Source organism: Bacteriovorax sp. BAL6_X, assembly GCF_000443995.1.
Lineage (GTDB): Bacteria > Bdellovibrionota > Bacteriovoracia > Bacteriovoracales > Bacteriovoracaceae > Halobacteriovorax_A.
In genome coordinates this window covers 81,104-93,571 of the sequence record NZ_AUMC01000003.1, presented here as the reverse complement: position 1 = coordinate 93,571, position 12,468 = coordinate 81,104, and the positions used below count along the sequence as shown (strand labels likewise).

General features: G+C 37.9%; 11 protein-coding genes. 2 read left to right on the top strand and 9 right to left on the bottom strand.

Annotated features, from left to right (window positions below; all coding sequences use genetic code 11):
• Nucleotide 1: 1 nt before the first annotated feature.
• Together M902_RS00580 and M902_RS00575 are read right to left on the bottom strand one after the other, a co-directional pair.
• Entirely contained in the window at nucleotides 2–772 is a 771-nt protein-coding gene (locus M902_RS00580; RefSeq protein ID WP_021266448.1) for a hypothetical protein, read from the bottom strand.
• Nucleotides 772–1,404 carry a helix-turn-helix transcriptional regulator gene (locus M902_RS00575; RefSeq protein ID WP_021266473.1) on the bottom strand — a complete coding sequence of 211 codons (633 nt, stop codon included), beginning with the start codon at nucleotides 1,402–1,404 and terminating at the stop codon, nucleotides 772–774. The genes M902_RS00580 and M902_RS00575 overlap by 1 nt, the downstream gene beginning before the upstream one ends.
• A 221-nt stretch (nucleotides 1,405–1,625) precedes the next feature.
• On the opposite strand from M902_RS00575, the gene M902_RS15610 reads away from it, so the two are divergent.
• Complete coding sequence (locus M902_RS15610) at nucleotides 1,626–2,153, top strand: pentapeptide repeat-containing protein (protein ID WP_052607378.1); 528 nt, start codon at nucleotides 1,626–1,628, stop codon at nucleotides 2,151–2,153.
• Nucleotides 2,154–2,336: 183 nt separating this feature from the next.
• Here the strand turns inward: M902_RS15610 and nadB are convergent, their stop codons facing one another.
• Both nadB and nadC read right to left on the bottom strand, forming a co-directional pair.
• Nucleotides 2,337–3,902, bottom strand: coding sequence for an L-aspartate oxidase (gene nadB / locus M902_RS00565; protein WP_021266321.1), 1,566 nt, complete (start codon nucleotides 3,900–3,902; stop codon nucleotides 2,337–2,339).
• A 4-nt stretch (nucleotides 3,903–3,906) separates the two neighbouring features.
• Nucleotides 3,907–4,755, bottom strand: a complete 849-nt coding sequence (gene nadC / locus M902_RS00560) for a carboxylating nicotinate-nucleotide diphosphorylase (protein ID WP_021266014.1) — start codon at nucleotides 4,753–4,755, stop codon at nucleotides 3,907–3,909.
• A 93-nt stretch (nucleotides 4,756–4,848) separates the two neighbouring features.
• Between nadC and M902_RS16270 the strand changes: the two genes are divergently transcribed.
• Nucleotides 4,849–5,826, top strand: coding sequence for a ComEC/Rec2 family competence protein (locus M902_RS16270; protein ID WP_084710395.1), 978 nt, complete (start codon nucleotides 4,849–4,851; stop codon nucleotides 5,824–5,826).
• Here M902_RS16270 and ung read toward each other — a convergent pair.
• The 5 genes from ung to M902_RS00535 form a co-directional block, all read right to left on the bottom strand.
• On the bottom strand, nucleotides 5,761–6,432 hold the full coding sequence (gene ung, locus M902_RS00555; protein ID WP_021266010.1) for a uracil-DNA glycosylase: 672 nt from the start codon (nucleotides 6,430–6,432) through the stop codon (nucleotides 5,761–5,763). The two genes, M902_RS16270 and ung, sit on opposite strands and share 66 nt — an antisense overlap.
• A gap of 17 nt (nucleotides 6,433–6,449) precedes the next feature.
• Nucleotides 6,450–8,630 carry a thiamine pyrophosphate-dependent enzyme gene (locus M902_RS00550; RefSeq protein WP_021266304.1) on the bottom strand — a complete coding sequence of 727 codons (2,181 nt, stop codon included), beginning with the start codon at nucleotides 8,628–8,630 and terminating at the stop codon, nucleotides 6,450–6,452.
• A 116-nt stretch (nucleotides 8,631–8,746) separates the two neighbouring features.
• A complete protein-coding gene (locus tag M902_RS00545) occupies nucleotides 8,747–9,838 on the bottom strand; it encodes a hypothetical protein (protein WP_040313672.1) in 1,092 nt (363 codons plus the stop codon).
• A 64-nt stretch (nucleotides 9,839–9,902) separates the two neighbouring features.
• Nucleotides 9,903–11,159, bottom strand: coding sequence for an alkaline phosphatase (locus M902_RS00540; RefSeq protein ID WP_040313917.1), 1,257 nt, complete (start codon nucleotides 11,157–11,159; stop codon nucleotides 9,903–9,905).
• Between the two features lie 105 nt (nucleotides 11,160–11,264).
• Entirely contained in the window at nucleotides 11,265–12,371 is a 1,107-nt protein-coding gene (locus tag M902_RS00535) for a Glu/Leu/Phe/Val dehydrogenase dimerization domain-containing protein (protein ID WP_021265862.1), read from the bottom strand.
• Nucleotides 12,372–12,468 lie beyond the last annotated feature (97 nt).

Sequence of the window (12,468 nt, the reverse complement as noted above, 5' to 3'; positions counted from 1 at the left end):
ACTATTTTTGACAAGATGCTTTTAGAGTATCTGCTAATTTCAATAGATCTTCTGGATAAAAGCCCTTGCTTCCGACACCATGAATCGTTGCACCAATATTACTTAGGAAGTCCATAAGCTCCCCCTTTGCTTCATCAATGTCAGTGAGGACAAATAGATGCTTTGCATCTGAGTTTTTCACCCAGCGAATTATCTTTTGCGTATTATTTCCACCTTTTGTTTGGCAGAGGTAGAGGTCATTTTTTATCTCTCTTATAAAAGAGTCAAAAGCTTTGATTCTCACAGGACAACCGTAAGTCAGTCGACTCACAAAGCTTCGTCGATAACAAGTGTCACCACTCTTAGACCAGTCTGAATTCCTTAGCGATGCGCTTGTATCAATCCAGATTTCATACTTAGGTGCTTTTTTCTTTTCAACCTTCTTGGCCTTGCCACAAAAAATATCAAAGTATGCACCAGTACAACGAATCATATCTGAATCAATCGTATTCTCGACGGCAACTTCCTTATCAGGAGTTCCATATTCTTGATCGACATAGTCCTTTCCAGACTTCCCGACCATATAACCTGTTTGTGGATCAAAACACCCATCCCCCATCTCAACACAATGATCGTCATTTTGTGCAATTTTACGAGAGATATTCTTATAAAGGATTTCTTCTAAAAAAGTTTGCTTAGGTGCTGCAGATAAAAAGACAAATTCCACCGTTTGCGGAAGTGCAATGGCCGCAGTCGAAATTAAAAATATAAGGAGTGCCTTTTTAAAGTGCATTAAGCAATCATTCCCCTTTGTCTAAAGTATCTAAATAAATCATTTCCAAGATCGACAATTAAATCTCTAGCGTCGATATCAAGACTTAAAAAATCAGCAACGTATGCCTTTTGCCTTGGTGTTAGTTGGGCCATACGTTCTTTTAAAACATCTTCGTTACTCGTATCAGTAACAAATGGCATTGTTCTCGTTTTTCCGCCAATTTTCATCGTTGGATTAGAGTTAACCTGAGCATTGCCTGTTGTTCCACTTTTAATCGTGTCAACGAGAGCATCCTCAAATCCACCACTAGTATTATTAACTTGCTGTTGTGGCGCTTTTGCATTTTGCGCTGACTGCTCTTTCTTTTCATCACCTTTATAGAATTTAACTAGTCTTATAAAGTGATCGCTAAAGTGCTCTTCGACAAAATCAATCATTTCATGAAGTGGAATATCCAATTCTGCTGTAATTTTAGCAACTACCTGAGGATTGATTTCAGTTGTCTTCATTGAGAGGAAACGAGAAACTGTAGAAACACCTAGGCCTGTCGATTCTGCTAGCTCTTTTTGCGTCATTGGCCCTCTCACCTGCATGTACTTTCTAATAATTCCTAAATAATCGTCTAATTTCTCTTTGTTAAATTCAGACATATTCTTCTCCTTGCAAAATGAAATACCTGTAACCACCTGATATTTCGTATAGGTGCAATTGCGGCCTGAAATTTTATGCCTCAAAAGTCCCTAATATCATTATCGGTTTTAATTTTTATTTCTTGATGCAATTTTATTGCTTGACGCAACTTGTCAAGAATGGTTATTATTGCATTGTGGATGAACTAATCCACAAATTAAGCAAGGCTTGGGGGGATCACATGGCCACTTTAACAAACTTCATTATGACTAAGACATTATCTGACTTCACAAATGGACAGTATGAAGTAATTGAAAAAGAGCTAGTAAGATCAAGTGATTTAAGTAACTTAACCATATCTGGTTCTCTCTTCTCTCAAACCACTTTTATCGCTGTTAACTTCAAGTCTTGCATTTTTTTTGGCTCAAAAATGAGAGAGTGTAAATTTATCAACTGTACGTTTGAAAATTGCAGCTTCGAATTTTCACATATTGAAGCCTGCAATTTTGATGGATGCAAGATCATAGGGAATACATGGAAGTATTCCACTTTAAAAAATTCGATCATTGAAGATTGTGAACTAGATCTTGAAGTTTATAAGGTTATCAAAGATGGTGACCTGAATAAATTCGATCTTTATGAGGAAACTCAGGATATCGAAGAGATTAAGGAAGAAGTTGAGGAAGTTCTAAGTTTTGAAGCCGCTCTTATTGCTTCACCCAACCAATGGGGAACCAGCTTACTTAACTTCATTAAATCTGCAGCTTAAATTTGAAACGCCTGGCAATCGTGTTTACGTCACTAGTCTCAAGGATAATACGGCCAGATACAAATCTTTTTTAGAGACGATATATCATACCTAGTCTTCTTCTACTGGATGTAGATAAGCAGGAAATCTCGCAACTCATACTTGCTCTCGGGCCAACTCTCTCAAGGGTGTTGGCCTTCTTTTTTACAGCTTGCGATAAAAACAACCAATGGACTCTTTATTTCGCATCGAAGATTTTACAATCATCGTAGAAACTTCAATCGCATTTCTCAAACCAATTAAACTGTCATCAAGCTTACAGCTGCGATAGAAGCGAGAAACTTCGTCGTTAATCTCATTAAACATTGCAAGTGCTCTCTTAAGTCGATTTGTTGTTCTTGAAAGACCAACATAATTCCACATCGTAAGCTTTAGAGTCATCCAGTCTTGTTGAACAAGTGCCTTATCAATAGAAGCGTACTCTTCTTGCCAATTCTTAATTTGCAGATGAGAGTAAAGAGTTTCCTCTTCTACATTCTCTGCAATATCCATTGCGGCAAGGTAGCCCCAAGTTAAGCCTTCAAGCAGCGAAGTTGAAGCAAGTCGGTTTGCTCCATGAAGTCCAGAACAAGAAACTTCACCTACAGCGTAGAGATTTTTAATTGAAGTTTGTCCTTTCATATCAATCTTAACTCCACCACAAGTATAATGAGCGGCAGGAACAACAGGAATTGGCTCCTTAGTCATATCAATACCATGGCCTAGGCAGTGCTTATAGATAGTTGGAAAGCGCTCTTTAATCCACTCTCCATCTTTATGTGAAATATCAAGATAGACACACTCATGTCTAGTCTCAATAGTTTCTTCCATTATTGAACGGGCCACAACATCACGAGGAGCAAGCTCCATTTCTGGATGGTATTTGCCCATAAATCTCTCACCATTACAATTAACGAGAACTCCGCCTTCTCCACGTACCGCTTCAGATACTAAGAAGCGTCCATGTGAAGATGAATCATAAAATGTAGTTGGGTGGAATTGAATGAACTCCATATCAATAATATCTGCGCCTGCTCTCTTTGCCATGGCAATACCATCGCCACGACTTGCGCCAGAGTTTGAGTGGTGAAGATAAAGCGCTCCGACACCACCAGTGGCAAGAACAGTCTTCTTTGCCATGGCCTTTACAACATTGCCCTTTTCTTGATTTAAAAGATAGGCACCGAGAATCTTTCTTTCTTCATAACGCTGAGAAATCGAAATCCCATGGTGAGAGGCCGTAATTAAATCAATGGCCGTATGTGCTTCAAGGAAGTGAATCGTTGGATATCGCTTTTGATCTTTAAGTAAATTTAAAAGACTAATCTGAATTTCCTTACCTGTGTAATCACCACGGTAGAGAATTCGCTCAATTGAATGAGCCGCTTCCTTAGTATATTTTAATGAATTATTCTCATCTTTTTCAAAATTCGCATTCGCTTTCTCTAATAAGAGTTCATCGATGGCCAACTTTCCAAAATTCTTTAGTGTTTCAATCGCTTGCGGATTGGAAGTATTTGAAGAGGCAACTTGTATATCCTTCCCTAAGGCATCATCGCTTGCATTCGGATAGATAATCCCACCCTGGGCCCAAAATGTATTTGAAACTTGTGGATCTTTTGCACGCGTAACGATTCCAACTTTTAAATTACTTTCAGCAAGCTTTGCTGCAGTAGCAAGGCCTGCAATCCCGCAACCTAAAATCAGAACATCAAAGTCGTAACTATTCAACTCTCTACCCTCTTGCGTACTTTAGTGATAAGTCCACTGCTGGAGCATCATAAGTAAGTGCACCAATACTAATGGCATCAACACCTTCTATTAAGTAGCTCTCTAATGTGTTTAAACGGACACCACCAGAAACTTCAAAAGTAACACCTTCTGGTTTCTTTTTTACTGCTTCTTTAATTTCCTCAGGAGAGAAGTTATCGAGCATGATATGCCTTACACCTTCACCAAGTGCAATTTGCAACTCATTAAGGTCATGAATCTCAACTTCAATTGGCGTGTAAAAAGAATTCTTTGACTTAAAGAAGTCAATTGCTTCTTTTACACCACCAAAAAATGACTTGTGGTTATCTTTAACCATCCACATATCACTTTGGCCGAAGCGGTGGTTATTTCCTCCACCTGTGACAACAGCATATTTTTCAAGTGCACGATAGCCAGGAAGAGTCTTTCTTGTATCAAGAATCTTGACTCCACTATCCAGAGCAAGTGTTGCAAATTTATTTGTATATGTTGCAATTGATGATGCTCTTTGAATTAAGTTAAGAGCAATACGCTCACCAGTTAGGGCAATTGAAAAAGGAAGCTTAAACTCAATTTCGGCCATTTCATCTTTAGTGAATTTTTGACCTTCATATCTTTTAAAATCTTCGTATTTTAAGTTAGCACCGAGGTAATTAAAAGATTCAATAAAGTATGGCAGGCCACAAAGAATCATGTCATCTTTAATCTTTAACTTACAATGTACTTCATCATTTGGAAGAGACTGAATATAGTTCAAGTTACGACTTAGATCATCTTCTTTAAAATAAATTTCAATCGAATCCTGTAGTGCTTTATTTACCAATAAATTCATTTTGTTATTACTCCGTTTAGATGTTTTTTCTACCATTTTCAAATAAGAAAAAAAACTCCCGAAACCTTCAAAAACCCTGTTAATTACTCAAATATGACTTATAAAGCCGCAATGCGCTTCAATATTATCTTTCTTCTAGCTTTTTTACTCATTAATCCCTTTATTCAAAGGAATGACAATAAGCAGTATTCACCTCCACCAAAGCTAAAGCTACCTATAAAGACCAAGACAAGCTTTAATAAAAAACATGATTTCTACTTTTATCGTTCAGTTTTAACTGGTCAAAAATGGGGGCTTGATAAGGAGCTTAAAAGAAAACTTACTCACTTAAACCTTCTTCACCTAATGACTCCATCAGGACTACACTTAAGCTCACTCTTTCTTATCTTCTATTTCTTAAGAAGAAGATATCCAAGACTTTCAAACCTAGTTGAGCTCACTCTATGCTTAGGGTTTTACTTCTTTCTCCCAGGTTATTATTCATTTAGGCGAGTGGCCCTCATTCGAAGTTTTTTTATTTTAAACAAAACAAGAGAGACTAATTACTCTAAAATGCAAATTTTTATCTTTTTTCTAGTAACAGACTTCTTCTTTGGAACCTATCGCTACTCACCCCTATCATTTTATTTGAGTACTTTATTTCTTGGTTTAATTTTTTCAATAAAAGAATATCGAATCTACAAGATGTACCTTCTCTTCTTTGTTGCTCAACTTTTTATTGCACATAAGTTTACGGGGGTTATATATCCAGCAACAATCATTCTTTCTCCACTGTTGACGAGTATCTTCACCCTCATCTATCCCATACTATTCTTTAATCTCTTCTTTATTGAATATTTTAATTACGCTCAATGGTTTATCTCAGCTTATACGGAACTTATAAAACTTAGTTACGATTTAGCACAAGCACTGGGTTTTATTCATATAAACTTTCTTATATTGATTGGTGTGATTATTTATTCACAAAAAACCAGAAAGCATGCTTTAGCACTAATAACAATAGGTCTAGTGAGTAATTTCCCAAGAGATAGTCTGGCGATTCTTTTGAGCGAGATAGGCGTTGGCCTGTGAGAAAGGTTTTGAACCAAAGAAGCCGCGATAACTTGATAGCGGTGATGGGTGAACAGACTTAATCACTAAATGCTTTGATTCATCAATATTCTTTCCCTTTTTTTGAGCAGGTGAGCCCCAAAGAATAAAAACAACATTTTCACAATGTTCATTTACGATATCAATAATCTTGGCCGTAAATTTCTCCCATCCTTTCTTCTGATGAGAGCCAGCTTGGGCCTTTCTAACACTTAGACAATTATTTAAAAGAAGAACTCCTTCCTTTGCCCAATCTTCTAAGAAACCATGCTCTGGAATTTCAATTCCGAGATCTTCATTTAATTCTTTATAGATATTTCTAAGAGAAGGAGGGATCTTAACTCCCTTCTTTACAGAGAAACTTAGTCCGTGGGCCTGTCCTTCGCCGTGATATGGGTCTTGCCCGAGGATCACAACTTTCACCTTATCAAGTGGAGTAAGGTTTAAGGCTTGAAAGAATTTATCTTTTGACGGATAAACCTCTCCCTCTTCTGAATCTAAAAACTCAGCAAGCGCTACCATATAATCTTTTTGGAATTCGTTTTCTAAGTGAGAAAGCCAACTCTTATCATTTAAGTAATTAATCATAAGAGTTGGCCTTGGTATTAGTAATTTAGAAGTTTGTTAAGTTGTTCGTATACATCTGCAACTTGTGGAAGAATATAATCTTCTGAAGTTGGGCAATATGCAACGTGTGAGTCTTTTGCAGCAACACGAAGGATTGGAGCATCAAGGGCCTCAAAACATTCTTCGTTAACACATGCAGCGATCTCACCAGCAAAACCTGAAGTCTTAGTTTCTTCATGACAAATAAGAAGACGATTTGTTTTTTCAAGTGACTTCTTAATTGCATCCATATCAAATGGAGCAAGAGTTCTAAGGTCGATAACTTCAACAGTCTTACCTGTTTCTGCTTCGATTTTCTTAGCAGCATCAATTGATTTTTGAACAAGAGCTCCCCAAGCAACAACAGTTGCATCGGCACCTTGTTTTGCAATACGAGCTTTACCAAATGGGATCATATACTCTTCACCTGGATCTGCTGTACGGTTATAACCTTGGTAGTAAAGGTGCTTGTGCTCTAGGAACATAACTGGATCATCTGATCTAATTGCAGTTCTTAGAAGACCTGCAGCGTCTGCCGCATTTGATGGGAAGACAACTCTAATCCCAGGAACATGAGTAAATAGTGACTCTCCACATTGAGAGTGATAAATCGATCCACCTCTTAAGTAACCACCGATTGGAACACGAACAACCATTGGACACTTAAAGTCTCCACCTGAACGGTAGCGAGTCGTCGCCATCTCATTCTTAAGTTGCATATAGGCAGTCCAGATATAATCAAAGAATTGAATTTCAACAACTGGCTTAAGCCCTCTCATTGCCATACCAATTGCACGGCCAATGATATTTGCTTCTGCTAGTGGTGAGTTAAAAACTTGTCCTTCAAGAGCAGCTCTTTGAACTCCTGAAGAAACCTTGAATACACCACCCTTACCTTTTAGGTCAGGGTTATTAAGTCTTTCAAGATCAGAGAAGTCTGCAACGTCTTCACCAAACATTCTTAGTAGTGGATTCTTTGCAAACTCATTACGAAGAACAGCGTTGATAGCTGAGGCCATTGGTACATCGTCTTTCCCTTCGAAAGTCCCTTGTGTTTCAAAGTCTGATGAAGTTGGATCAATATCATGTGAGTATAAGTGATCAAGTGCTGTTTCAGGAGCTGGCCATTCTGTATCAACCGCTTCCTTCATTGCACGTCTTACTTCAATCGTTACTTCTTCAAGAAGATCGTTAACTTCCTTCTCGCTCATTACACCAAGCTCAACAAGTGTCTTTGGGTAAGAGTTGAAAACATCAATTTGTTTCTCTTGCTCTAACTCATCCTTCGTACGATACATTGATTGATCATCAGAAAGAGAGTGTGAATAAGGACGAGTTACATGAGAGTGAAGAAGAACTGGTCCCTTCCCTTCTCTAATATGCTTAGCAGCTTTTTCAGCAGCTTTATAAGATTCAATTGGGCAATTACCATCACATTCAATAATCTTTAGACCAGGAAATTCATCTAGAGCTTTTGAGATTGACCCACCTGGTGTTTGAAGTGAAGTGATTGTTGAAATGGCATAACCATTATCTTCAACATGGAAAAGTACAGGAAGTTTATTTGCACAAGCAGTTGTTAAACCTTCCCAGAATTCACCTTGAGCGATTGTTCCATCACCACATGAAGTATAAACAACTTCTGCATCTTCAACTAAGAATTTAGAAGTATCAAATTTGTGTTTTTCTTTTAGCTCTTTAAGAGCAAGCCCTGCTTCAGCTACACCACATGCTTGTAGGAACTGAGTTCCAGTACATGAAGACTTTTGAACGATATTAAGTTTTACGTTACCCCAGTGAGCTGGCATCTGGCGGCCGTGAGTTGCAGTGTCTCCGATATTACCATTTGCTTGGCAAAGCATTTCATATGGAGTTACACCAAGACCAGTACATAGTGCTCTATCACGATAGTATGGAATAAACCAATCGTGTGCTGGCTTAAGAACTTTTGCCAGAGCAGTTAGAATACCTTCGTGACCTGCACCAGAAATTTGGAAGAATGCAGTTGATTGCTTCTTCATCGTGATCTCAGCATCATCAAGTTTTCTTGAAACGAAAACATTGCGAAGCATACCAACAAGATCTTCTTTTGAAAGATTGTATTTCTTAATAATTTCTTTTTTCTTCTCTAGTGATTTTTCAGAACCCACAGTTGATCCTTTTGCTGTTTTATCAAGCATTTAACGCCCCTTTGAAAGTGGAGCTAGCTTACCAATTTTAGTGCAAAAGGTGCACATGCTGTGCATTAAATTTTAAAATAATATTTGACGGATTTCAGGTATTTAGAAGGGTTTGGCTAGAAGCCACTCGAAATTCCTAGAACATAGCGACGATCTTCTTCACCTCTGAAGTCAGAATCTGTTGTATCAACAGCATAAGTTGAGAGGTCAAATTCCATTTTTCTAGTACGAATACCAATTCCGCCAGAACCAAAGCCATCACCATAACCTACTCTAAAGAAGAATCTACGACGTAAATCAAACTCAAGCCCTAGCCCAAGCTTTCTCTTAAAATCAACATTGGCATATTCTCCTAGAGCATCCTTATAATCTAGCTCTAAATGAACTCGAACAGTACGACCTAGCTGTGGTGTAATCGATAGGCCAACATCATAAGTTTGTTTAATCTGATCAGGTGCTGCTGGACCACCTGTTTTATCAAATTTAGCGCCTGCAGTATTTCGGCTAACAATGGCCAGTGTTGGAATAAACTTATATGGCAATGTAAACCTAAAACCAGTGGTAACAAAAAGCATCTTTCCTTGATTATAGCTAGAATCAGGAAGGTCAAGAGGTACACTTGGATCAGCTGTTCCCACAACTTCCTTACGAAATAAAAAACTAATAGTTGAACCAAATTTAACAATTCCACCAAATAAAGAAAAGTTAAAGGCCATATATGGCCCATGGTCTGTTCTTTGTGCGTATTCAAACTGATCACCTGCTTGATCACCAATGAATGCTCTTTGTTGAACAGAAAATAGATAACCCATCGAAAAGTATCGAGTCGAAAAATTGGGCATCATTTGAAAGCGACTATGAGCTACTGTTCCCTTGTTTTGATTTAATAACTTTCTGGCCCCTTCAAGAGAGAGCGCATCAAATAAGTCACCTGCATTCCCCGTGACGTCACCGCCAAAGAGAGTCTCCATCCAACCTTTATTAGTTTCAAAGTGAAAATTTGAAAGATGAAAGTGACTACCGCGATAAGTTCCAAGCCCAGCTGGATTATAGAAAGCTGCCGAGGCGTCATCAACTTTACCAATAAAGGCATTTCCCATGGCCAAGGCACGTGAAGACGTGATGAGTTCCGGAAAAACTGCATCCTCAAATTGTATTGCAAAAATACTTGAGTGAATTAATAGGCAAAATAAAATCAACTTCTTCACAAACTAATTTTACAATACTTAGGTTGCCTTTTTAACACGTGGCACTATGTGCCCGTCAACGACATCATTTTAGTGGTTTCTTTAGAAGATCAATAAGAATACGGCCAATTTCATTATTCTGTTTCTTACCAATAAACAGCTCTTTGGCCGGCCCATCAGCAAAAACTTCGACATCAACGCCGTTATGACTCCAAGTTGTCCAACCCGTGTAACTTTTGGCAGACACTCTTCTCGCGAAAGACTTGTAAAATTCTTTCTCACCTTCTACTTGGGCCTTTTCTAAATACTTAATATCATCACTGTCAAAGTCTATTGAATAAGACTTGAATAACTTTCGCGTTAGCTTCTTCTTAAAAACATCCTCAGCGATATCTTTTAAAAGAGTATCAATTTTTCTGAAGTTTTCAGGTAACCACTTCTTAGACTTACCATGTCCAATTGAAAGCCCACCTGTTGAGTGATCTGCCGTTACTACCATTAACGTGTTCTTTGATTTTTTTACAAATTCATGAACAAGTTTTAGAGACCCTTCAAAATCTGCCATCTCTCTCATCGCACATGCAATATCATTTAAGTGCCCGCACTTATCAATATGACTTGCTTCAATCATTAGAATAAAGCCATCCTTGGCATTCTGATTCATCAGCTGCAGAGACTTCCCTGTCATTTTTGTTAGTCTTTTATCATCAGTATTAATTTCAAAGTCCATTTGCCCTTCATCAAAAAGAGCAATAACTGGTAACTTATTATTTTTCTCAAAATCCGCTAATGTTTCAAGATAGTGATAACCTTTTAGCTTATTTACATACTTCTTAGTAATAACCTCTCGTCCCCCACCTGCGATAAGGTCAACAATTGGACGCTTAAAGCTTTGATTGAAAACGAGATCTTTAACGATATCTTCGTGATCGTTGCGACTTAAAGCTGTTGCATAAAAGCATGCAGGAGTTGCGTGATAAACTTCAGAGGTCACCACAACACCAGTCTGCATGCCCTTGTCTTTAGCATACTCAAAGAGGACCTTGAGATTCTTTTTATTTGTATCGACTGAAATTGCACCATTATAAGATTTTTCACCAGTTGAATATGCGGTGGCACCTGCAGCGCTATCAGTGATAAAGCTATCACTGGCCTTTGTAATAGATGAGCCCACAATTAACTTATCAAAGAGAGTTTCTCGATCAACATAGTTACGGTAGGCCGTTGTATAAGCTGGCCCCATACCATCTCCAATCATGATTATGATATTCTTCGGCGTTTGTGCAAAAGAAGAAAAGATAACTAATGATACAAGTGAGAATTTCTTAAATAGTTTTTTCATGCCAAAAGAATAGCACTTATTTAAGCTTTGAAAATAGAAAGAGGAAATCTTAATAAAAACCAAAAAAAAGCCTCTCAAAGAGAGGCCTTATATTTTTAAAATTGCTTAGCGCTTTTTTCTACCAGGAAAACGGTGACCTACGTGACCTAGGAATTTCCCTTGGATATTCTTGATTGATTCAATTCTTGATTCTGCAAGAATATCTGTCGCTTGATAAACTGGAATATCTTGTTCTTCAGAAATATTGAAAACTTCAAGAGTTGTATCATAGATTGAGTCAACCATTCTGATTGCCTTATCTTCTGACCAACCTTCAAATTCAATTGAAACGTTCATAACACCACCAGCATTAATTAGGTAATCTGGAGCGTATAGAACACCTCTTTCCTTAAGAATTTTTCCGTGACGGTTTTCTGCAAGTTGGTTATTTGCAGCACCAGCTACGATTTTACACTGTAGACGATCGATTGTGTCGTCATTGATTGTTGCACCAAGTGCACATGGAGCATAGATATCCATTTTAACGTCATAGATTTCATCAATTCCAACAACTTTTGCATTTGGTACTTTTTCCTTGAATAGCTCAAGGTTCTTTTCGTTGATGTCACATACGTAAACTTCTGCACCTTCATTGTATAGGTACTCACCTAGGTAGCGTCCAACTGAACCAGCACCCTGAAGTGCAACGACTTTACCTTTTGGTGAACGGTTTCCGTAAACTTTCATACATGCTGCTTCGATACCTCTGAAAACACCACGCGCTGTCCATGGAGATGGGTTACCTGAACCACCGTGGATCTCAGCAACACCAGCTACGTTATTAGTTTCAGTAAATACGTGTTCAATATCATCAACACTGATATTTACATCTTCTGCAGTAATGTAACGACCATTTAGAGACTCCATAAAACGTCCATATGAACGGAATAAAGCTTCTGACTTATCTTTTTCTGGATCACCAATGATAACCGCTTTACCACCACCAAGGTTAAGTCCAGCAACAGCATTTTTATATGTCATACCTCTCGAAAGTCTAAGTACATCGTTAAGTGCTTCTTCTTCTGATTCATATGGCCACATTCTTGTTCCACCTAAAGCTGGACCAAGTACCGTGTTGTGAATCGCTACGATTGCCTTAAGGTTACAACTTGGATCACTAAAAAAGATAACTTCTTCGTGTCCGTCTTTGTATAATCTCTCAAAACTAGGCATTGTTTTTTCTCCTTAGAAAGTTTGCAATAATTACCTGAATTTACGCAGGAATTAAAGATGCTAAAATAGTGCTATTAGAGCTGAAAAGAACAATAAA

Excerpts from the sequence above, each read along its gene's own strand:
- M902_RS00580 (WP_021266448.1), bottom strand. The coding sequence starts at position 772 with ATGCACTTTAAAAAGGCACTCCTTATATTTTTAATTTCGACTGCGGCC.
- M902_RS00550 (WP_021266304.1), bottom strand. The coding sequence starts at position 8,630 with ATGCTTGATAAAACAGCAAAAGGATCAACTGTGGGTTCTGAAAAATCA.
- M902_RS16270 (WP_084710395.1), top strand. The coding sequence starts at position 4,849 with ATGACTTATAAAGCCGCAATGCGCTTCAATATTATCTTTCTTCTAGCT.
- ung (WP_021266010.1), bottom strand. The coding sequence starts at position 6,432 with ATGATTAATTACTTAAATGATAAGAGTTGGCTTTCTCACTTAGAAAAC.
- M902_RS15610 (WP_052607378.1), top strand. The coding sequence starts at position 1,626 with ATGGCCACTTTAACAAACTTCATTATGACTAAGACATTATCTGACTTC.
- M902_RS00535 (WP_021265862.1), bottom strand. The coding sequence starts at position 12,371 with ATGCCTAGTTTTGAGAGATTATACAAAGACGGACACGAAGAAGTTATC.
- nadC (WP_021266014.1), bottom strand. The coding sequence starts at position 4,755 with ATGAATTTATTGGTAAATAAAGCACTACAGGATTCGATTGAAATTTAT.
- M902_RS00540 (WP_040313917.1), bottom strand. The coding sequence starts at position 11,159 with ATGAAAAAACTATTTAAGAAATTCTCACTTGTATCATTAGTTATCTTT.
- M902_RS00575 (WP_021266473.1), bottom strand. The coding sequence starts at position 1,404 with ATGTCTGAATTTAACAAAGAGAAATTAGACGATTATTTAGGAATTATT.